Origin of the sequence: Streptomyces smaragdinus, from assembly GCF_009604385.1 — a bacterium.
GTDB lineage: Bacteria > Actinomycetota > Actinomycetes > Streptomycetales > Streptomycetaceae > Streptomyces > Streptomyces smaragdinus.
The window spans coordinates 166,016-187,154 of sequence record NZ_WEGJ01000001.1; the positions used below are offsets into that span (position 1 = coordinate 166,016).

Sequence of the window (21,139 nt, forward strand, 5' to 3'; positions counted from 1 at the left end):
CCGGTTGGGGTTCGGAAAGAACGGCGGACAGCCAACGGCTCGGCGCCACGTGACCTTGCCGTATCTGTCACGGCGATCATTGCGCCTTTCCTTCCGCCGCCGGGCACGTACCAGAGCCGGCCCCCAGAACCTGTCCACCCTCGGCAGCGACGCCGGCCCGCGGCGATCTCGTCGGCGATCGCCGACCGGACGGTCTCCTCGTGCCGGGCGCACTCAGCCCGCGGCCCCGAGGGAGTCGTGGTACTCCGTGAACAGCTTCCCCACCAGCTCCCCCCGGCTCGAGACCCCGAGCTTCTCGAACACCGCCTTGATGTGGTCGCGGACCGTGTGCGGCGACAGATGGAGTTCCTCGGCGATCCGGCCCGTGGACAGGCCGCGGGCCACGCAGCGGGTGACCTCCAGTTCGCGGCGGGAGAGTTCGTACGCCTGGACGATCAGCGGGGTGACCTCGGAGACCGGGGCCCGTTCGACGACGACCGCGGCCGGGCCCAGGGAGCCGTCGGCGCCGCGCAGGCAGGTGGCGTGGCAGACGAGCCAGCGGCCGGTGCGGCTGCGCAGCCGGATGCGGGCGGTGCCGCTCTCGCGTTCCTCGGCGATGGCCCGGGCGCGCATCGCGGTGCCGTGGACCCACAGGGGGACGGGGATGCCGAGGGCGGTGGGGATGGTGGGGCCGTCGGGCATCTCGTCGAGGTAGTGGCGGGCGTCGTCGTTGACGGAGATCAGGGAGCCGTCGGCGTCGAAGAGGAGGAGGCCGGTGCCGAGGGGGCCGCCGCCGGTGGTGGGTTCGGGGCCCTGTTTCGCGTAGGAGCGCAGGGTGCGGGCGACGGGGGTGGCGAGGTCCTGGACGAAGCGGCGTTCGCCCGTCCCGAAGGCGTTCCTGCCGTTGAGGCGGAAGAGGCTGACGTAGCCGTGGGGGCGGCCGTCGACGCGCAGGACGGCGCGGAGTTCGTCGTGCACCCCGCGGGGGGCGAGGAAGCCGGTGTAGAGGGGGCTGCGGTCGGGGTGGCCGTCGGTGCTCTCCCACAGGCCGGCCACCGGGTCGGGGGCCTGGACGAGGTCGCGGAAGAGGTTGATGCGTTCGGCGAACAGCTCGTAGCGCCAGTACACGGCACAGGAGCGTTCCTCTATGTTCTCCGCGAGGATCGGCGAGGTCATCATGCCGGTCTCGGGGTCCGTCGCACGCCAGACGGCCGCGTCGTACGGGACGACGCGGCGCAGCTGGGCGGCGAGGGTGGAGAACATGGCGTCCGGTGTGCCGGCGCGGCCGACCCGGCGGATGAGTTCGTCGCGGCCGATCACAGGGGGCATGCGGCGGTGCTCCAATTCGGCACGGTGGTACGGCAGTTCGGACACGTACGTGGCGCACGTCCCACCGTACGTCATCCCGCCTGCGCCCCCTGTGACCGTCACCACACCTCGTCCGGCACCCACTGGGTCTGGCGCACCCCGGCCAGGACCGGCCCCGCGTCGGGGAGGTCGGGGCCGACGTACAGCGGGTCGAGCACGACCTCCCCGATGCCCAGCGGCCGCAGCAGTGCCCGCAGCGCGGGCCAGGACAGCCGCGTCCAGCGCCGGTCCGCGCCGAGCGCCGCGTGCAGCCGGTCCGCGGTGGTGAACGCGAGACCGACGCGGCGGCGGTCGTCCCGCGTGCGGGCGGTGTGCACGGCGTGGGTGCCGGCGGCGGTCACCCGCACGGGGACGAACAGGGGCTGTTCCACTACGACTCGAGGCAGAACTCGTCGAGCGGGTAGCCGACGTGCCGGTCCTCGGTGGGCAGATAGCCCAGGACCTTGTCGCCGGGCTTGAGTTCGGTGCTGTTGAGCACCGCGCCGCCGGGGCCGAGGACGCGGACGTGCCAGTCGTCCTGGAGGATCAGGTTGGCCTCGCGGCCGTCGGGGGCGACGGCGTTGACGGAGATCAGCGGCCGGGTCTCGATCTTCACGCGGCCGACGGTGACGAGGCGGGTGCGGCCCTCGACGTCCGCGGCGATGATCTTGCTGCCTGCCCTGAGCTCGCTGAGGTAGTTGGTGCGGCCGTCCTTGGCGAGGGTGTACGAGTGGATGGCGCCGGCGTTGACCCGGAAGGGGCGGGTCGGCATGTACGGCAGCGGGTGGGTCTCGCTGACGCACAGCACCATGCCCTTGGAGTGCGAGCCGACGAGGATGCCCTCGTCCTTGCGGAAGTACGTGCAGGTGTCGACGCAGGCCCGCTCCCCCATGCCGACGTGCTCGGTGCTCACGACCTCGAGCTCGACCAGGCCCAGGTCGGGGGTCTCGGTCTCGACGACGGCGCGCAGCGCGGCGGCGTCGCCGACCTTGCGGGGCGCCATCATCACGCCGTCAGAGCCCAGTTCGAGTACACCGAAGATGATGCTCGCCTCCTCCACGTCCTGCGCGACGGTGATCAGGCTGCCCGGGGAGCCGGTGGACGCGGCGATGACGATCTCCAGGGGGATCTTGGTGGGGTCGCGGAAGAGGAGCAGGCTCCAGCGTTCGGTACGGGCCGCCTCGCAGGCGTCCTCGAGGGTCGGGGCGTCGATGATCTCGACGAACCGGCCGAACTCCCGCTCCGGGTGGGCGAGGGCGAGCTCCGCGGGGGTCACGCGGTGGAAGGCGGGGTCGACGATGACGACGGTGGCCTCGCCGAAGTCGTCGGGCAGGGGCCGGCCGCGAGGGAAGAGGACCTTGCCGACGGTGGGCGGCAGCCCCGCGAGGTCGGCGGGGTCGGCGGCGACGACGGCGTCCAGGCGGTGGTGGAGGGCTTCCTGGACGATCGCGGCCTTCGCCTCGTCGAGGTTGGTGATGTCCAGCCAGCTGAGCTTCATTCCTGTGGGCTCCTAGTCGAGGTGCGACGACGGGGGTCTGGTACGCGGGTGGTACGTGGTCACCCGCCGTGGATCAGGTCCGCGAGCCGGCCGGCGAGCGTGCCCGGGTCGGGGGCCTGGAAGATGTTGCGGCCCATCGCCACTCCGGCGGCGCCGCCCTCCAGGGCCTCGGCGACCTGGGCCAGCAGCCGCGACTCGTCGGTGACGCGGGGGCCGCCGACGGTGATCACCGGGACGGGGGCGGCGGACGTGATCTCCTTCATCTGCGCGGGCGAGCCCACGTAGGGGGTCTTCACGAGGTCCGCCCCGAGGTCCGCGGCGAGCGTCACGGCGTGGGCGACGAGCGCGGGGTCGCGGGGGTCGGTGATCTTCGGGCCGCGCGGGTACATCATCGCGAGCAGCGGTACGTTCCACCGGTCGCAGGCGTCCGCGACGGCGGCCAGGTCGGCGATCTGGCGCTGTTCGCCGTCCGAGCCGAGGTTGACGTGCACGCTCACCGCGTCGGCGCCCAGGCGCAGGCTCTCCTCCACGCCGGCGACGAGGTACTTGGCGTCGGGGTCGGGGGCGTGCACGGTGGACGCACTGAGGTGGACGATCAGGGACGTGCGGGCGAACCACGCCGGGTCGACGTACCGCAGGCTGCCCTTGTGCAGGACGACCGCGTCGACCCGGTTGGCGGCCAGCCGCCCGACCAGGGTGTCGATGCCCTCGCCGCCGGTGATGGGCCCCTGCGTCACCGCGTGGTCCAGCGGTACGACGAGCAGCCGCTGCCGGTGGTGCCGGTACAGACGCCGCAGCCGCAGCCGCCTGCCGAACGCGCCGTTGGGGATCATGGTGGTCGGCTCCCTCCTTGCCGGTTCTGCTCCCATCCTGTGGAGCCGGCATATCCCCCGCGTCTCACCCGCGTATCGGGGCCCGCGAACACGGCGATACGGGCGCAAAACATGCCCGGAGAAGACTCGTGGACCACCCGGTGAGAAAGGTGTCCACCAGTGACCATCACGACCATCGACGGGCGCGACCTGACCATCGGCCAGGTCATGACCGCCGCTTCCCGCGAGGGTTCCGAGTTCTCCGTCTCCGACGACGCCCTGAAGGCGATGGACGAGTCGCGGAACCTGAAGCTCGACATCCTGCGGACCGGAAAGCCCATCTACGGGGTGACGACGGGATTCGGCGACAGCGTCAACCGGCAGATCTCCGCCGAGAAGACGGCCCGGCTGCAGAGCGAACTGATCCGCTACCACCTGAACGGGACCGGCCCGCTGGCGCGCGACGAGATCGTCCGCGCCACGCTGCTGATCCGCGCCAACTGCCTGGCCCGCGGCAACTCCGGCGTCAGCCTGCCGGTCGTGGAGCGGCTGCTGGACTTCCTGCGGTACGACGTGCTGCCGGCGATCCCCGAGCGCGGCTCGGTCGGCGCCAGCGGCGACCTGGTCCCCCTGTGCTATCTGGCATACGCGCTGACCGGCGAGGGCCGGGTGCGCCACGGCGGCCGGGACCGGCCGGCCGGCGAGGTGCTGGCGGAGCTGGGGCTGGAGCCCGTACAGCTGGAGGCCAAGGACGGGCTGGCGCTGATCAACGGCACGTCCTTCAGCGCCGCGTTCGCCGCGCTGAACACCGAGGCGGCCGCCCAGCTGGCCGAGGTGGCGGACCTGTGCACGGCCCTGGCCAGCGAGGGCATGCTGGGCAACCGCGGCCACTACGCCCCGTTCATCCACGACGAGAAGCCCCACACCGGCCAGCGCGCCAGCGCCGCCCGCATCCACGAGCTGCTGGACGGCTCCGCGCTGGCCCTCACCCACGACCAGGTCGTCGACCTCAACGACCCGCTGGACGGGCGGCACTACCAGAAGCTCACCCGCAGCATCCAGGACCGCTACTCGCTGCGCTGCGCGCCGCATGTCACGGGTGTGCTGCGCGACATGCTCGACTGGGTGCGCACCTGGGTCACCGTGGAGATCAACTCCTCGAGCGACAACCCGCTGTTCGAGCCGGCGACGGGCGCCGTGTACAGCGGCGGCAACTTCTACGGCGGGCACATCGTCACGGCGATGGACGCGCTGAAGACGGCCGTCGCGGGCATCGCGGACCTGCTGGACCGGCAGCTGGCGCTGCTGGTGGACGAGAAGTTCAACAACGGCCTCACCCCGAACCTGATCGCGAGGGTGAGCGACGAGGACTCCGAGGCGGGTCTGCAGCACGGGTTCAAGGGCATGCAGATCGCGTGCTCGGCGCTGACCGCGGAGGCGCTGAAGAACGCCGGGCCGGTGAGCACGTTCTCCCGCTCCACCGAGGCGCACAACCAGGACAAGGTCAGCATGGCGCCGATCGCGGCCCGGGACGCGCGGAACATCATCGAGCTGACCCGTGAGGTCGCGGCCATCCATCTGATCGCCGCCTGCCAGGCGGTGGAGCTGCGCGGGGTGGCGGCGATGAGCCCGCGGACCAGGGCGGCGCACGCGCGGGTCCGGGAGGTCGTGGCGTTCGCCGACCGGGACCGGCAGATGGACGTGGACATCGCGGCGGTCGTCGGTCTGATCACGTCGGGCGCGCTGACGGAGGCCGCCGTATGACCCTCGCGCCCGCGCTGCCCGCGCTCGGTGACTGGAAGGACTTCGACGGGCTGCGGGCCCTGCAGGCCGAGCGCGTCGGCGCGACGCTGCGCCATGCGCTGAACTCGCCGTTCTACGCGCGGCGGCTGGAGCCGGGGCAGAACCTGGCGTCGGTGGGCCTGACCCGTAAGACCGATCTGGGCGACAGCTATCCGTTCGGCATGCTGGCCGTGCCGCGGGAGCGGGTCGCCACGTATCACGAGTCCAGCGGCTCCACCGGCAATCCGACGCCCGCCTATTTCACGGAGGCGGAGTGGTCGGATCTGGCGGACCGTTTCGTGCGCAAGACGGTGCCGCCGGGCCCGGCGGACACGCTGCTCGTGCGGATCCCGTACGGGCTGGTGCTGGCCGGGCACATGGCGCACTGGGCGGCGATGCGCGACGGCGCGCTGGTGGTGCCGGGCGACTGCCGGTCGCTGGCGGTGCCGTACGCGCGGGTGGTGCGGCTGCTGCGGGATCTGCCGGTCACGCTGACGTGGTCGACGCCCAGCGAGAGCCTGCTGTGGGTGGCGGCGGCCCGGGCCGCCGGATACGGCGCGGACGCGTTCGCGTCGCTGCGGGCGCTGTACGTGGCGGGCGAGCCGATGAGCGCGGCGCGCCGGCGGCGGATCGAGGAGATCTTCGGGGCGCCGGTGGTCGAGGAGTACGGCTGCACGGAGGTCGGTCCGCTGGCCGGTGACTGCCCGCACGGGCGGATGCACTTCTGGGCGGACCGGGTGCTGCCGGAGATCCTCGACCCGCGGACCGGCGCGGTCGCTCCGCAGGGCACCGGGCAGCTGGTGATCACGCCGCTGTTCCGGGAGGCGATGCCGCTGGTGCGGTACAACATCGAGGACCTGGTGGAGCTGCGGTACGAGGACTGCCCCTGCGGCTGGCAACTGCCGACCGTACGGGTGCTCGGCCGCCTCGGCCAGGGGTATCCGGTGGGCGGGCGGCGGCTGGGGCAGGTGCAGGTGGAGGAGCTGGTGTACCGGCTGCCGGCCGCATACGGCGTGCTGTTCTGGCGGGCCCGCGCGGAGCCGGACCGGCTCGTCGTCCAGCTGGAGGTGCCGGGTGAGGGCGTGGCGGAGGCGTGCGCGCAGCTGGCCGAGTCCGTCCGGACGGAGCTGGACGTACGGTGCGAGGTCGGCGCGGTGCCGCCGGGCACGCTTGTCCCCGCGGAGCTGCTGGCGCGGAAGCTGGACGCGATGAAGCCGCGCAAGCTGTTCGGTCCGGCCGAGGACTGGGACCACGCCGTGGTCCGAGCCTGACCGCCCGCTCCCCGGGGGCCCGCGACGGTTCGTCCGTCGCGGGCCCCCGGGCATCCGCCCTCAAATGAGGGATGGGACGGCGCCCCCGGCGCTGGCAGGGTCCTTTTCGTCCAGCGGACGACTGGAGGGGAAGGACTCAGAATGACGACAGGCAACCATCTCGCGGACCCGGCGGCGACGGCGCTCTCCGCGTGCCTGAGCGGACAGGTGCTGCGGCCGGGCAACGACGACTTCGCCCTGGAGCTCGACGGGTTCAACCTCATCACCGAGCACGACCCGCAGCTGATCGCCGTGGTCGACGACGCCGCCGACGTACGCCACGCCGTGGCCTTCGCCGCCGACCACGGGTTCCCCGTCGCCGTCCAGGCCACCGGGCACGGTCCGTCGACCGCCGCGTCCGGGGGGCTGCTGGTCAGCACGCGCCGGCTGCGGGGGGTGATGGTCCACCCCGCGGCCCGCACCGCGCGGGTCGAGGCGGGCACCCGGTGGTACGAGGTGATCCACGCCGCCGCCGAGTTCGGCCTGGCCCCGCTCAGCGGCTCCTCCCCGCTCGTCGGCGTCGCCGGGTACACCCTCGGCGGCGGGCTCGGGCTGATGGCGCGGCGGTACGGGTACGCCGCGGACCTGGTGACCGCGCTGGAGGTGGTGACGGCCGACGGGCAGTTCCGGCGCGTCACCGCGGACCGGGACGCGGAGCTGTTCTGGGCGCTGCGCGGGGGCAAGGGCAACTTCGGCGTGGTGACCGCGCTGGAGTTCGACCTGGTGCCGGTGGGGCGGCTGTTCGGCGGCGGGCTGTTCTTCCCCGGGGAGTCGGCCGGGGAGGTGCTGCACGCGTGGCGGGCGTGGACGGAGGGGGTGCCGGACGAGATGACGTCGTCGCTGGCGCTGCTGCGGCTGCCGGACGTCGAGACGGTCCCCGGCTTCCTGCGCGGCCGGCTCACCGCTCATCTGCGGATCGCCTATCTGGGGCCGGCGGAGTCCGGGGACCGGCTGATCGCCCCGCTGCGTGAGGCGGCGCCGCTGATCGTCGACACCGTGGGCGAGATGCCGTACACCCGGTGCGGGGAGATCCACAACGACCCGTGCGAGCCCATCCCCTACAACGAGCGCTCGATGATGCTGCGCGAACTCGACGACGCCGGCGCGGACATGCTGCTGAAGCTGGCCGGGCCGGGCGCCGACTGCATCGACATGGTCGTCGAGCTGCGCCACCTCGGCGGCGCCACCGGACGCCCGCCCGCCGTCCCCAGCGCCGTCGACCACCGGGACGCGGCGTTCGCCCTGTCGACCGTCTCGCTGCCCGACGGCCGCCCGCCCCTGGTGGTCGACGCCATGGCCCCCTGGGGCACGGGCCTGCGCTTCCTCAACTTCCTGGCCAGCCCCGACACCGCCGGACTGGCCCGCAGCGGCTACGCCCCGGACACCTGGGCGCGGCTGCGCGCGGTCAAGGCCCGCGTCGACCCCGACAACCTGTTCCGTTTCAACCACAACATCCCTCCGGCCCCGGCGACTTGACCGATTCGAGGCGAACGTCACACCGCTTTTCGGAACCCCCCGCCGTGAGCTGGGTCTTCCGCGGACACCGGTGAACGGCGATACACCGCCGATACGCCGCGAACGCAAGCTGGGGCCAAGTCGCAGCACCACGCCGCGCATCCGCCACGACAGGAGTATCCCGATGAAACGACGCGACGTGATGAGGGGCATGGCCGGCGTCGCCGCCGTGACCCTCCCCATCGCCGCCGTCCACGCCGGCACCACCTGGGCCGACGCCCACGACAAGGCGGCCACCGACCCGTCCGCCACCGAACACGACCACCACACCGAGACCTACCGCGGCCGTACGATCACCGTCTCCCACGCCGACGGCGCGGTCACCATCGACGGCCGCCCGCTGCACGTGATGAAGCTCGGCGACGGCGCCTATCTGAGCGCCCTGTGCCACTACAAGCTCGCCCCCAGCCCACTGGCCGCCGGCCGGCACGCCGTCGACGAACTGCGCGGAGCCGACCTGCTGGCCACCGGCACCCACCATGCCTGACCCGACGACGAGGAGAGGAGGGCGTCCGGTGGTACCCGTACGCAAGAACCACCTCGACATGACCGCCGAGGAGAAGCAGCGCTTCGTCCGCGCCGTGCGCAGGATCAAGACCCTCGGGATCTACGACGAGCTGGTGCGCATCCACATAGAGATCAACTCCGGGGACTACCTGGACAAGGACGGCGGGAAGCGCTGGGGGCACATGAGCCCCGGGCTGTTCCCGTGGCACCGCCAGTACCTGCTGATCCTGGAGCGGGCCCTGCAGCGCGTCGACCCGCGGGTGACCATCCCCTACTGGGACTGGACCACGGACCAGGGCGAGGACTCGCCGCTGTGGGGCGACGACTTCCTGGGCGGCAACGGCCGGCCCGGCGACCGCCAGGTCATGACCGGCCCCTTCGCCCGCTGCAACGGCTGGCGGCTGAACACCAGCGTGGTGCCGGTCGGCGACGAGCACCCCGCGTTCAACGGCCACTACACCGCGGACGACCGCGACTACCTGGTCCGCGACTTCGGCACCACCAACCCCAACCTGCCCACCGTGCGGGAGCTGGAGGACGCCCTCGCGCTCACCACGTACGACACCCCGCCGTACAACTACACCTCCGGCTACAGCGGCGACCCGCAGCCGCTGCGCAACCATCTGGAGGGCTACGCGAAGTTCCCCTGGGAGGCGAATCTCGGCAAGCTGCACGGCGCCGGGCACACCTGGGTCGGCGGGCACATGCTCTACATCGGGTCGCCCAACGACCCGGTGTTCTTCCTGCACCACTGCTTCATCGACAAGATCTGGTCGGTGTGGCAGCAGGCCCACCCGGACGTGCCGCACTACCTCCCGGTGGAGGAGCACCCGGACGTGCCGTCGCTGCACACGAAGCTCGCGCCCTGGTACACCATGACTCCCGCCGACCTCCTGGACCACACCCGTTTCTACCGCTACGCATAAGCGCCGCGGCCCGGCCGGCACCTGTCCACCGCCGGTGGCCGGACCGTTAGCATCGCCACAGTTGCTCATTGGCGCTCGACTGCCAATGGGCAACTGTGCTGATCGGGGGTCTGTTCGTCCGTTCAACAACCCGTACACGTCATTAACCGGGGGTTATCAGAATGAGTGACGCCTACGAATTCCGAATACTCGGACCGCTGCTTGTGACGAACAGCGACCAACACATAGAGATAAGCGGGATACGCCGGAGGAAGTTACTGGCGACACTCCTGCTGCAGTCCGGGCGGCTGGTCAGCCTGGACCGGCTCACCGACGCCATCTGGGACGACGAACCGCCCAGCTCGGCGCACGGGCAGGTGCGCATCTGCGTGTCGGGGCTGCGCCGGCTGCTGCGGACCCGGGAGCGGCACAGCCTGATCGAGACCCATCCGTCCAGCTACCGGATCCAGCCGCGGGACGACGACGCGCTGGACCTGTTCACCTTCGAGGACCTCGTCGCCGAGGGCCGCGCGCTGCTGCGCGACGACCGGCTGGAGCGCGCCGAGCAGGTGCTGAAGTCCGCGCTCGGGCTCTGGCGTGGGCCCGTCGCCGCCGATCTGGACTCGCGCACGCTCGAGGCCCTGGCCGTCAAGCACAACGACAACCGGCTGACGGTGAGCGAGGAGTACTTCGACGTGGCCCTGAGACTGGGCCGGCACCACCAGATCATGGGCGATCTGGCCGGCTTCGTCGTCGAGAACCCGTTCCGGGAACGGGCCATCGCCCAGCTCATGCTGGCCCTGTTCCGGCTGGGCCGCACCGCCGAGGCCCTGGAGACGTTCCGCGCGGTGCGCCGGCGCTTCGCCGAGGACCTCGGCATCGAACCGGCCGCCGAGCTGCACACCCTGCACCAGTCGATCCTCGCCGGCGACCTCACCCCGGCACCGGCGGGCGCCGTGACCGTACCGTGCCCCCCGCCGGGGCGCGGCCGGCGGTCGCGGTCGGCCCGGCTCACCCTGGTCAAGGACCCCGTGCACCGGGCGCACCGGGAGACGGATCCGCTGGAGCGGCTGCGCCGGGAGAACGACGTGCTGCGCACCGAACGCGACGCGCTGCGGCAGGTGATGTCGCTGTGGCTGACCGCCCGGCCGGAGGAGCCGGGGGCCTGAACTGGCGGGCGGGAACGCCGACCTCCCGCCCGCGGACGCCCGCACCACGCTGCTGTGGTGCGGGCGTTCGGTGTCTGCGGGCGTCAGTCGGTCCAGTGCTCCAGGACCCGGCGGCGGACGTCCTCCGGGTAGGCCTGGGCGAACGAGGCGTGCGGCATCCGGCCCTCGCCCGGGGCCGGCAGCAGGCCGTCGTGGAAGACGATGGGGCCGCTGGCCTCCTCCCGCTCGCGCGCGGTGTAGCAGTTGAGCAGCGGGTGGACGAAGCCGTACCAGGCCTCCGAGCGCTCCAGCGGATGGATCCGGGTGGCCAGGGCCCACAGCAGGTCCGTGTCGTCGGCCGGGTCGACGTCGTCGTCCAGTACGAACGTGGCGGCGGTGGCCCGGCCCGAGTGGGAGTCGGAGAGCACCTCCCCGATCCGGTGGGTGAACTCCGCGGAGTCCACGCCCGGCAGTCGCTCGCGCCAGTTCTGCGGGACGGTGACGACCATCCAGTGGGCGGCGGCCCGCAGCGGTGACCAGGCGGTGGTGACGGGGAGTCCGGCGTCGCGCAGCTCCGCCAGCACCTCGGCGGCCTGGCCGACGCCGGTCACGGTGTGGAACTCGTCCACCGGGCGGCCCTCGGCCACCAGCGGCCAGATCGGGTCGTCCCGGTGGGTGATCGCCTCGATCGTGTACACCGGCTGCATCGACGTCTCCTGGGAGGCGTAGCCGGCGAACTCGCCGAACGGCCCCTCGCGGGCGTCGCGCTCGAGCGACAGATGTCCCTCGATCACGATCTCGGCGCTCGCCGGCACCCGCAGGTCGACCGTCTCGCACGGGACGGTCTCCAGCGCCTCGCCGTACAGCGCGCCGATGTAGCCGGCCTCGTCGACGCCGGGCGGCAGCGGGATGCCGCCGGCGAACGGGATCGCCGGGTCGCCGCCCTGGACCAGGGCGTACGGCATGGGCTCGCCGCGCTCCACCCACTCCTGCCAGATCATGCCGATGTGCTGTGCGGGGATCACCAGGCCGGTCATGCGGCGGCCGTCGAGTTGCATGACGCGGGCGATGGACCAGTTCGTCCAGCGGCCGTCGGGGGTCCGGGCGACGATGACGCCCCAGGTGTTGGGGTAGCGTCCGCCGTCCTGGGCGTGGATGCGGGGGACGGGGAAGCGGTCGAGGGTGGCGTCGGCGCCGAGGAGCACGTGCTGCTTGCAGGGGGCGTCGGCGCGGTCGACGGTCTTGGGGGGTACGGGCGGCAGGTGCCGGGCGCGTACGAGGTGCTCCACCAGGTCGGCGGCGGTGGCGTCGGGGGGCAGTCCGACGGACAGGGCCACCCGGGCGAGTTCGCGGCCGGGGGCGGAGCTGAGGGCGGCGGGGGCGCCGAGCAGGCGGAAGCCGGGGGCGGCTCCCTCGACGTTCTCGAACAGGGGGGCCGGGGCGCGGCGTTCGCAGGTCAGGCGGGTCAGGGCGGCGGCCTCCAGGTCGGCGCTCACGGGGCGGCGGACGCGGTGGAGGTCGCCGAGGGACTCCAGGGCGTCGAGGTAGCCGCGCAGGTCGGTGATGCGGGTCATGTCGGACTCCTTCGGCTGTGGCCGTTGCGGCCGGAGGGGGCCGGGAAGCCGTCCCAGCGGCGGGCGCCCGGGGTGTCGAGGCCGAACTGGTCGAGGATCCGGGTGACGATGTGGCCGACCAGGTCGTCGACGGTCTCGGGCCGGTTGTAGAAGGCGGGCATCGGGGGCACGATCGCGGCGCCGGCGCGGGCCAGGGCGAGCATGTTCTCCAGATGGATCTCGCCGAGCGGCGTCTCGCGCGGCACCAGCACCAGCGGGCGGCGCTCCTTGAGCGTGACGTCGGCGGCGCGGGCCACCAGCCCGTCCGCGTAGCCGGTGCGGATGCCGGCGAGGGTCTTCATGCTGCACGGGACGACGACCATGCCGTCCGTGCGGAAGGAGCCGGACGAGACGGGCGCCCCCTGATCGTCCGGGGAGTAGGCGTGATCGGCGAGCGCGGCCACGTCCCGGGCCGTGAGCCCGGTCTCCAGCTCGATCGTCGCGCGGGCCCAGCGGGTCAGCACCAGGTGCGTCTCCACGCGCAGGGCCCGCAGTTCACGGAGTAATCGCACGCCCAGCACCGCACCGGTGGCCCCGGTCATTCCCACGACGAGACGCATCCCCCACCACCTTCCGTACACGGAATGTCCGTACACTGAATATACTGCGGGGCATGACGAACGCAAGCCCCTCCCCCCGCCGGCGCCCGGAGTTGGAGCAGGCGCTGCCCCATCAGCTGCGCCGGGCCGTGCAGTCCTGGACGGCGCTGTGGCAGCAGGCCCTGCCGGATCTGACGAGTCCTCAGTTCGCGGTGCTGCTGGTGCTGGACGACCACGGCGCCATGGACCAGTCGGCGCTGGGCGCCCGCGCGGCCATCGACCGCTCCACGCTGACCCCGCTGCTGGACCGGCTGGAGGGGCGCGGGCTGGTGGTCAAGGAGACCGACCCGGCCAACCGCCGGCGGCGCATCATCGCGCTCACCGACGCGGGCCGCACCCGGCTGGCGGACGCGGGCAGGGAGGCGGGGCGGCTGCACGCCCGGGCCGAGGAGGCCCTGGGCGAGCGCCGGCTGGCGGAGCTGATCGGCATGCTGCGGGAGCTGGGGGATCTGTCGGGCCACTCGGCGAGCTAGGGCCCAGATCCCCCCAAAGAAGGGATTGGTCGCGCCCGGTGCCGCTGGAAATGTGATCGGCGACCCGAACGGGTCCGCCTTGGAGGGCCGACACATGATCACAACCGCAGCGGTACGCGAACTGGCCGGACGCCTGTCCGGCCCGGTGCTGCTGCCCGGCGACGACGGTTACGCCGCCGAAGTCGCCGGGTTCAACCGCGTGGTGGAGCACCGCCCGGCCGCCGTGGCCGCGGTGCGGGACGCGGCGGAGATACGCGAGGCCGTCGGCTGGGCCGCCGCCGCCCGGATCCCCGTGGCCGTCCAGGCGACCGGACACGGCCCCACCGCCACCGCCCACGGCGACGGCCTGCTGATCTCCACCCGCCGGATGACGGGCGTCACCGTCGACCCGGACGCCCGTACCGCCCGCGTGGCCGCCGGGACCCAGTGGCACGAGGTCATCGACGCCGCCGCCGCGTTCGGCCTCGCCCCGCTCAACGGCTCCTCGCCGCTCGTCGGCGTGGTCGGCTACACCCTCGGCGGCGGCCTGGGACTGCTGTCGCGCGCCCACGGCTACGCCGCCGACCACGTCACCGCGATCGAGTACGTCGGCGCCGACGGCCGCCCCGGCGTCGCCACCGCCGAGCGCGACACGGACCTGTTCTGGGCGATGCGCGGCGGCAAGGGCAACTTCGCCGTCGTCACCGCGCTGGAGTTCTCCCTCTTCCCCGCGCCCCACTTCTACGGCGGCGGGCTGTACTTCCCCGGCGAGCACGCCGCCGAGGTACTGCACACCTGGCGCTCGTGGACCGCCGCGCTGCCCGAGGAGACGTCCTCCTCACTGGCCCTGCTGCGCATGCCCGACCTGCCCGCGATCCCGGAGTTCCTGCGCTCGCGCCTCGTCGTCCACGTCCGCGTCAGCCATCTGGGCCCCGCGGACGAGGCGGAGCGCCTCCTCAAGCCGCTGCGCCAGACCGTGCCCCCGATCGCCGACACCCTGGGCGAGATGCCGTACGCCCGCTGCGCCGCGATCCACCACGACCCCGCCTCCCCCGTCCCATACCACGAACGCACCCTCATGCTGCGGGAGTTCGACGGCCCCGCCACCGGCGAACTGCTCGCCCTGGCCGGCCCCGACAGCGCCTGCGGCGACATCCTCGTCGAGCTCCGCCATCTGCAGGGCGCCCTCGGCCGGCCGCCGGCGGTCCCGAACGCCGTGGGGCACCGCGACGCCGCGTACTGCCTGACCACCCTCACCCCGCCCGGCGGCGAACCCGACACCGTCGTCGAGGGGATGGCCCACCGGGGCACGGGCCTGCGGTACCTCAACTTCCTCACCGGACCGCAGACCGCCCAGCGGGCGTCGCAGGGCTACGACTCCGCCACGTACACACGGCTCACGGAGATCAAGGACCGCTACGACCCCGAGAACCTCCTGCGCTTCAACCACAACATCCCCCCTCGCGCCCCGCGGCGCTGAGGAACCGCTCCCCCCGGGTCCCGCCTGTTCCTGGCGTGCCCGAACCAATGGAAGGAAGCAGTCGCGATGACGACCGACAGCGCGGTCCGCGCACAGACACAGGCCCCGCCCGGGGCCGGGGCGACCGGACTCAGGCTGGGCGCCCTGTTCGGCCCGGTGATCTTCGGGGTGACCGCCGCGGGCGTGGCGCTGCCCGACGTCGCCGTGGCCATGGAGGTCCGCCCGGCCGTCGCCGGCTGGGTGCTCACCGCGCACGCCCTGGCCCTGGGCGTGGGCACCGCGTTCTTCGGCCGGCTCTCCGAGAAGTGGGGCGTACGCACCACCCTGATCGTGGGGTCGCTGCTGCTCGCCGTGGGCGCGGCGCTGTGCCTGGTCGCCGACGCCTTCGGCGCGCTGGTCGCCGGACGCCTCGTCCAGGCGGCGGGCTCGGGCGCCGTCACCTCCAGCGCCCTGACGCTCGCCGCGTCCTCCGACGCCCGGCAACGCCCCAAGATCCTCGCCATCTTCGGCGCCACGATGGCCCTGTGCTCCTCCAGCGCCACCCTCGCCGGCGGCATGGTCACCGACTGGCTGGACTGGCGGCTCACGCTGATCCTGCCCGCGCTGTCGCTGCTGATCGTCCCCTTGTGCCTCAAGCTCGCCGCCGCCCGCCCCGGTTACGGCAAGCCCGTCGACCCGCTGGGCGGCACCCTGCTCGGCGCGGCGGCCACCTCGCTGCTGCTCCTCATCCAGGCGTCCTCCCTCGACCTGGACACCCCGCTGGTCATCGCACTGGCCGCCGTGCTCGCCGTCTCCGTGGCGGGGCTGGCGGTGCAGGTGTCGCGCCGCGCCGACGGCTTCGTCCCCAAATGGCTGGCCACCGACCGGACGTTCCTGGTCGCCGCCGTCGTCGGATTCGGGGGCTACGCCGGGCTGTTCGCCGCGATGTACGCCGTACCGCAGATCCTCACCGTGCAGTACGGCTGGGGCGTCTTCAAGATCGGCGCCTGGCTGCTGCCCGGCGCGGTCGTCGGCGCCGTGTGCTCCCGCGTCGCCAGCAAGCTCACCCTCAGCCGCGGCGGCTCCCTGCTGCTGGCCGGCGCCGCGCTCAGCTGCGCGGTGTTCCTCGGCATCGTGGGGCTGGCCGAGGGCGGCATCGTCGTCATGCTGATCGGCACGTCCATGGGCATGGCCACGTTCGCCGTCACCCAGGTCGTCACCACCGCCGTCCTGTCCAGCCGCCTCGAACCCGCGCAGCGCGGCGGCGCGATGGGCGTACTGAACCTCCTGTTCTTCGTCGGCGGCGGCGTCGGCTCCGCCACCGCCGGGGCCCTCTCCGAGCACATGGCGATCACCCGCGCCCTCGCCGTCGTCGCGGCGCTGCCCCTCCTGGCGGCGCTGTGCGCACCGCTCCTCCCTCCCGCCCGGCCCCAGGCGGACGCCTGACCGGGCGCCCCGCGGCGGCGGGCCCTCCCCCGCCCGCCGCCGCGGGGCCCCTTCGTACCCGTACCGCCACGCCGACCGGCGTGCCCGAGCTGGAGAGAACCGTTGCTGCTCATCGGCGATGACCCGGCGGACAACCACCACGACGTCGAGGTCCACGACGAAGCCGGCCGCACCCTGGCCACCGCCCGCATCCCGCAGGGCACCGACGGCGTAGCCCGCCTGCGCGAGCTCGTCGTACGGCACGGCGGCGCCGACCTCGACGTCGCCGACGTCCTCGTCGGCACCCGGAGCGACCGCGGCCCCTGGGTCCAGGCGCTCCTCGCCACCGGCTACCGGGTGTACGCGATCAGCCCCGGCGAGGTCGCCCGCTTCAGCGAACTGCGCGACACCACCGGCCGTACGGGCCGCGCCCGCACCCTGGCCCACATGGTCCGCACCGACCGCAGCCGCCTCCTCCCCGCCGCCGGCACCGCCCCGCCCCCGCCCCGCACCGAGGCCCCGCGCACCCTGGCCACCGCCACCGTCATCGGCACCGGCCTCATCGGCACCTCCGTCGCCCTCGCCCTCACCGCCCAGGGCGTCACGGTCCACCTCACCGACCGCGACCCCGCCCAGGCCGCCGCCGCCCAGGCCCTCGGCGCCGGCCGCACCGAACCCGCCGCCGGCCCCGTCGACCTCGCCGTCATCGCCGTCCCCCCGGACCACGTCGCGCCGGTCCTCGCCGACTGCCAGCGCCTGGACGTCGCCCGTTCCTACACCGACGTGGCCAGCGTCAAGTCCGGCCCCTGGCAGGCCGTCACCGACGCCGGCCTGGACACCGGCCGCTACCTCGGCGGCCACCCCATGGCCGGCCGCGAACGCTCCGGCCCCTACGCCGCCCGCGCCGACCTCTTCGAGGGCCGCCCCTGGGTCCTCACCCCCCGCCCCGACACCCACCCCGCCACCCTCGCGGCCGTACGCGAGCTCATCGCCCTGTGCGGGGCCGTCCCGGTGGAGATGACCCCCGGCAACCACGACCGGGCGGTCGCCCTCGTCTCCCACGCCCCCCACGTGATCGCCGCGATGACGGCCGCCCGCCTCGAGCACGCCGACCCCGGCGCACTCGCCCTCACCGGTCAGGGCCTGCGCGACACCACCCGGGTGGCGGGCGGCGACCCGGCGCTGTGGCGGGAGATCCTCGCCGCCAACGCGCCCCGGGTCGCCGACGTCCTGCAGGACGTGGCCGCCGACCTGGGCGAGATGATCGCCGCCCTGCGCGCCCGGGACCCCGACCGCGTCCACGGCCTCCTCGCCCACGGCCACGCCGGCCACGCCCGCATCCCCGGCAAGCACGGCGGCACCCCCGCCCCGTACGACGTCATCCGCGTCCACGTCGGCGACCGCCCCGGCGAACTCGCCCGGCTGCTGGCGGCAGCGCACGCCACGGGCATCAACATCGAGGATCTGACGATCGACCACACGGCCACCGCGGCAGGCGTCGCGGAGCTCCAGGTCGCCGCGCCGTCCACCGCCCGGCTGCTGCGGACGCTGACGGCGTACGGCTGGCGGTACAGCTGACGCCGCCCTCGACTCGTGGGCCCGGCCCGCTGTGCCCATACTGCTGACCAGGGGCGATCTTCGGCCGGGAGTCGGTGGACGATGAGGCGAGCTTTCGTGGCCCTGGCCGCCCTGCTCACGGTGGCTGCCTCTTCGGCGCCCGGCGAGCAGCGGCCGGTGGTACGCACGGACAGCGGCGCGGTGCGCGGCACGGTGGCGGGCGGCCACCAGGTCTTCTCCGGCATCCCCTACGCCGCGCCGCCCACCGGCGCCCACCGCTGGGCGGCGCCCCGGCCCGTACGGCCCTGGCCGGGCGTACGGGACGCGACCCGGCCCGGGCCGCTGTGCCCGCAGGTCCCCGCCGCGTACGGCGACTCCGCGAGCCTCGACGAGGACTGCCTGGTCCTCAACGTCACCACCCCCGCCCGGAGCGGCAGGGCGCCGGTGTTCGTCTGGATCCACGGCGACGGCACCATCGGCGGCGGCAGCTTTTTCGACGCCCGCCGCCTCGCCGACCGCGGCCTCGTGGTCGTCACCCTCAACTACCGGCTCGGCGTCTTCGGCGGCTTCGCCCACCCCGGCCTGCCGGGCTCCGGCACCTTCGGCCTGCAGGACCAGCAGGCGGCCCTGCGCTGGGTGGCCCGCAACGCCGCGGCGTTCGGCGGCGACCCCGGCAACGTCACCCTGGCCGGCTCGTCCTTCGGCGCGGGCTCCGTCACCGCCCACCTCACCTCGCCGTCGGCCCGCGGCCTGTTCCACCGGGCGGTGCTGTCCAGCGGCGAGGGGATGATGGACATGCCCGCGGGGGCGATGGGCCCGCAGGTGCCGGCGTACCGCTGGTACACCTGGCGCACGCTGCCGGAGATGCGGGCCACCGGCCGGGACGTGGCGGCCGGCCTCGGCTGCGGCGGGCTCGGTCCCCCGGCCGCCCTGCGCTGCCTGCGCGCGCTGCCGGTGAAGCGCATCCTGGACGTGCCGCAGGTCATGAACATGTTCCAGGCGTTCGCCTTCGGGGAGGGCATCCTGCCCGAACTGCCGGAGAAGGCCCTGCGCGAGGGCCGCTTCCACCGCGTCCCCGTGCTGTCCGGCGCGACCCGGGACGAGCACCGGCTCTTCGCCGGGCTGCTGTACGACGCGGCGGGCAAGCGGATGACGGAGCGGGACTACACCGCGCTGGTCACGACGGCGTTCGGCACGGCCCACGCGCCGGCCGTACTCGCCGAATACCCGGCCGCCGGCTTCCCCACCCCCGCCCTGGCCTGGGCCACCGTAATCACCGACCGCATGTGGGCGCGGGGGATGTACGCGCAGCACACGGCGCTGGGGCGGCATGTGCCGACCTTCGCGTACGAGTTCGCCGATCCCCACGCGCCCATGTATCTCCCGCTGCCTGTGGAGGGCTTCGACTTCGGCGCCTACCACGCCTCGGACACGCCGTACGTCTTCGAGGAGAAGGAGGTCCGCTTCACGCCGCCGCAGGCAAGGCTGGCCGACACGATCACCGACTACTGGGCGGCCTTCGCCACAACCGGCACACCCTCACGGCGCGGCCTCCCGTCCTGGCCGGCGTTCGCCCCCTCCGCCTCGCCACCGCACACGCAGTCCCTGGCGCCCGACGCGATCGCGTCCGTCGATTACGCGGCCGAGCATCGCCTCGGGTTCTGGGGGCGGCACGTTCAGTCGTCCGAGGCCAGTTTGCGGTTGGTGCCGGAACGGCCGATGTCCAGCTCGAGGAACGAACCGAGCGGCGTACCGCTGTTCCAGAAGCCGAGCAGGTTGATGTCGATCAGCACCAGCTCCTGACGAGCGGCGAAACTGCGGGCCGGGGCGGTAAAGACACACGAGGCGACGAAGACGGGAACGTCGGCGCCGTGTTCGGCACGGGCGGTGCCGTTGAAGGTCTGCAGATCCCGGCTGCCGACGGAACGGTGCCTGGCGTACCGCTTGCACTGCACGACGAGCTTCCTGCCGTCCGGCAGAAACCCGATCACGTCGGCCCCCAGATCCCCGGCGCCACCGACCCGCCGGACGTCGGTGCACCCGTCCCTACGGCACAGCTCGGCGACGTACTCCTCGAACTCCCGGTCCGTCATCCGCCACACCGCGTCCAGCGACCGCCGCGCCTGCCGCCGCGCCTCCTCCTCGAGCCGAACCTTCTCCGCCCGCGCCTCCCGCCGCCCGGAACGGACCAGACCCACGGTCACGCCTCCGGCGACGAGGACGGCCAGCACCCCGAGCAGTACTGTCTCCATGCGCTCCCCCCTTCCCCGTGGAGTCCTCCCCGGCGGGAGGGAGTCCTATCCGGGCGGGGCGTCCTCAACTGGGGCGAGTTGCCAGGTGCCGTGGACCGTGTCGAGTGTCGCCGTGTAGTCGGCGTGGTCGGGCAGGGCGTGATCGAGTCGCCACGGCTGTGGGACGGCGGACAGGTGAAGCGTCACCGAGTTCGCCACGGCGGATCCGACGACGCCGATCCAGTGGGGATTCTCGCGGATCAGCCGCTCCGCCATCGCGGTGTCCGGCTCGGGGACGGGAATGACCGCGCCGGTGTCGGCGAGCGCGGAGGCGGCCTGCCGCGTCAGCAGGCGGCTCAGGATCGCGGCGGGCAGGGCCGGATCGGTCGACTCGACGCTGAGATAGCAGTCGTCATGCCCCGAGTACCACACACGCGAGCCCGGCAGAGCGGGCAGGACGGCCTCGCCCGCGCCGGCCGTCCGGAGGATCAGGGCGATCTCATCGAGCTGGGCGGGGGTGGGCGTACCCGGTACGTCGAGCAGCGACAACTCATACGGTGACCAGGTGTCGTCCAGGAACCGCGGCAGGCTGTCGCGGTGCATCTGCAGGATCTCCGCACCGAATTCCGGGCTGTGGCAGACCCATGCGCCGACGGAGTGGACGGTGACGTCGACGCCCTGCTCCGCTGCGATCAGCGAGGGCTGCCACGAGCTGTAGTCCTCGTGCAGAAAGCTCGTCGTCGCCAGATCCACGACCAGAACGGTGTCGTTCGCCGACCGGAAGAGCATGTCGACAAGCTCACTTGCCTGCGCCGCCGCACCTCTGACCTGCCACGATCCGCCGGTCTCCCGGACGGTGAAGCTCAACGGGAACGGCTGCCGGTCCACGCCGAAGGCTCCGCCGTCGATCACCGCCGCGCCCCCTCCGTGTACTCGCCGGCTCGCGAGGTTCACACCGTGGCGTAAGTCTGCCAGGGCTGGACCGCCGATAATGCCGTGC

The 21,139-nt window shown here is 73.2% G+C and carries 18 protein-coding genes and 2 pseudogenes; 12 read left to right on the plus strand and 8 right to left on the minus strand.

From position 1 onward, the window contains the following. Window positions 1–213 precede the first annotated feature (213 nt). The 4 genes from bagY to bagB form a co-directional block, all read right to left on the minus strand. On the minus strand, window positions 214–1,308 hold the full coding sequence (bagY, locus tag SRB5_RS00860; RefSeq protein ID WP_153449437.1) for a LuxR family transcriptional regulator BagY/FevT: 1,095 nt from the start codon (window positions 1,306–1,308) through the stop codon (window positions 214–216). Window positions 1,309–1,406: 98 nt separating this feature from the next. After that, a complete protein-coding gene (locus SRB5_RS00865) occupies window positions 1,407–1,718 on the minus strand; it encodes an SAV_915 family protein (RefSeq protein ID WP_153449438.1) in 312 nt (103 codons plus the stop codon). Continuing rightward, window positions 1,718–2,824 (minus strand): bagremycin/ferroverdin biosynthesis 3,4-AHBA synthase BagC/FevH, encoded by a 1,107-nt coding sequence (gene bagC, locus SRB5_RS00870; protein ID WP_153449439.1) that lies wholly within the window; start codon window positions 2,822–2,824, stop codon window positions 1,718–1,720. The genes SRB5_RS00865 and bagC overlap by 1 nt, the downstream gene beginning before the upstream one ends. A 59-nt stretch (window positions 2,825–2,883) precedes the next feature. After that, entirely contained in the window at window positions 2,884–3,657 is a 774-nt protein-coding gene (bagB, locus tag SRB5_RS00875) for a bagremycin/ferroverdin biosynthesis DhnA-type aldolase BagB/FevI (protein WP_153449440.1), read from the minus strand. A gap of 159 nt (window positions 3,658–3,816) precedes the next feature. Here bagB and bagA point away from each other — a divergent pair, with 159 nt between their 5' ends. The 6 genes from bagA (at window position 3,817) to bagI (ending at window position 10,824) form a co-directional block, all read left to right on the plus strand. Continuing rightward, window positions 3,817–5,400 carry a bagremycin/ferroverdin biosynthesis tyrosine ammonia-lyase BagA/FevW gene (gene bagA, locus SRB5_RS00880; RefSeq protein WP_323376702.1) on the plus strand — a complete coding sequence of 528 codons (1,584 nt, stop codon included), beginning with the start codon at window positions 3,817–3,819 and terminating at the stop codon, window positions 5,398–5,400. Further along, window positions 5,397–6,689 (plus strand): bagremycin/ferroverdin synthetase BagE/FevW, encoded by a 1,293-nt coding sequence (gene bagE, locus SRB5_RS00885; protein ID WP_153449441.1) that lies wholly within the window; start codon window positions 5,397–5,399, stop codon window positions 6,687–6,689. The genes bagA and bagE overlap by 4 nt, the downstream gene beginning before the upstream one ends. 141 nt (window positions 6,690–6,830) lie before the next feature. Next, entirely contained in the window at window positions 6,831–8,204 is a 1,374-nt protein-coding gene (gene bagG / locus SRB5_RS00890; RefSeq protein WP_153449442.1) for a bagremycin/ferroverdin biosynthesis FAD-dependent oxygenase BagG/FevA2, read from the plus strand. 163 nt (window positions 8,205–8,367) lie between these two features. Then, entirely contained in the window at window positions 8,368–8,730 is a 363-nt protein-coding gene (gene bagZ, locus SRB5_RS00895) for a bagremycin/ferroverdin biosynthesis copper chaperon BagZ/FevE (protein WP_153449443.1), read from the plus strand. Window positions 8,731–8,758: 28 nt separating this feature from the next. After that, window positions 8,759–9,676, plus strand: a complete 918-nt coding sequence (bagH, locus tag SRB5_RS00900; RefSeq protein WP_323376704.1) for a bagremycin/ferroverdin biosynthesis o-aminophenol oxidase BagH/FevF — start codon at window positions 8,759–8,761, stop codon at window positions 9,674–9,676. Window positions 9,677–9,837: 161 nt separating this feature from the next. Beyond that, a complete protein-coding gene (bagI, locus tag SRB5_RS00905; protein WP_153449445.1) occupies window positions 9,838–10,824 on the plus strand; it encodes an AfsR/SARP family transcriptional regulator BagI/FevR in 987 nt (328 codons plus the stop codon). An 83-nt stretch (window positions 10,825–10,907) separates the two neighbouring features. Here the strand turns inward: bagI and bagN are convergent, their stop codons facing one another. Together bagN and SRB5_RS00915 are read right to left on the minus strand one after the other, a co-directional pair. Continuing rightward, complete coding sequence (gene bagN, locus SRB5_RS00910; protein WP_153449446.1) at window positions 10,908–12,377, minus strand: bagremycin/ferroverdin biosynthesis UbiD family decarboxylase BagN/FevL; 1,470 nt, start codon at window positions 12,375–12,377, stop codon at window positions 10,908–10,910. After that, a complete protein-coding gene (locus SRB5_RS00915; RefSeq protein ID WP_153449447.1) occupies window positions 12,374–12,976 on the minus strand; it encodes a non-oxidative hydroxyarylic acid decarboxylases subunit B in 603 nt (200 codons plus the stop codon). Before SRB5_RS00915 ends, bagN begins: the two co-directional genes overlap by 4 nt. A gap of 53 nt (window positions 12,977–13,029) precedes the next feature. Here SRB5_RS00915 and bagL point away from each other — a divergent pair, with 53 nt between their 5' ends. The 6 genes and pseudogenes from bagL to SRB5_RS00940 all read left to right on the plus strand — a co-directional run. After that, entirely contained in the window at window positions 13,030–13,488 is a 459-nt protein-coding gene (gene bagL, locus SRB5_RS00920) for a MarR family transcriptional regulator BagL/FevM (RefSeq protein WP_153449448.1), read from the plus strand. 94 nt (window positions 13,489–13,582) lie between these two features. Beyond that, window positions 13,583–14,947: a bagremycin/ferroverdin biosynthesis FAD-dependent oxygenase BagK/FevA1 gene (gene bagK, locus SRB5_RS00925; RefSeq protein WP_153449449.1), complete on the plus strand. Its 1,365-nt coding sequence runs from the start codon at window positions 13,583–13,585 to the stop codon at window positions 14,945–14,947. Between the two features lie 66 nt (window positions 14,948–15,013). Then, on the plus strand, window positions 15,014–16,372 hold the full coding sequence (gene bagJ, locus SRB5_RS00930) for a bagremycin/ferroverdin transporter BagJ/FevB (RefSeq protein WP_153449450.1): 1,359 nt from the start codon (window positions 15,014–15,016) through the stop codon (window positions 16,370–16,372). Window positions 16,373–16,474: 102 nt separating this feature from the next. Next, window positions 16,475–16,819 (plus strand): annotated as a pseudogene (locus tag SRB5_RS37690) (IS110 family transposase); the annotation flags it as partial. 60 nt (window positions 16,820–16,879) lie between these two features. Then, window positions 16,880–17,929, plus strand: coding sequence for a prephenate dehydrogenase (locus SRB5_RS00935; RefSeq protein ID WP_407703867.1), 1,050 nt, complete (start codon window positions 16,880–16,882; stop codon window positions 17,927–17,929). An 81-nt stretch (window positions 17,930–18,010) separates the two neighbouring features. Continuing rightward, window positions 18,011–19,480 (plus strand): annotated as a pseudogene (locus SRB5_RS00940) (carboxylesterase/lipase family protein); the annotation flags it as partial. A 104-nt stretch (window positions 19,481–19,584) separates the two neighbouring features. On the opposite strand, the gene SRB5_RS00945 reads toward SRB5_RS00940, so the two are convergent. Both SRB5_RS00945 and SRB5_RS00950 read right to left on the minus strand, forming a co-directional pair. After that, entirely contained in the window at window positions 19,585–20,160 is a 576-nt protein-coding gene (locus SRB5_RS00945; protein ID WP_153449452.1) for a restriction endonuclease, read from the minus strand. Window positions 20,161–20,205: 45 nt separating this feature from the next. Continuing rightward, a complete protein-coding gene (locus SRB5_RS00950; RefSeq protein WP_153449453.1) occupies window positions 20,206–21,051 on the minus strand; it encodes a hypothetical protein in 846 nt (281 codons plus the stop codon). Window positions 21,052–21,139 lie beyond the last annotated feature (88 nt).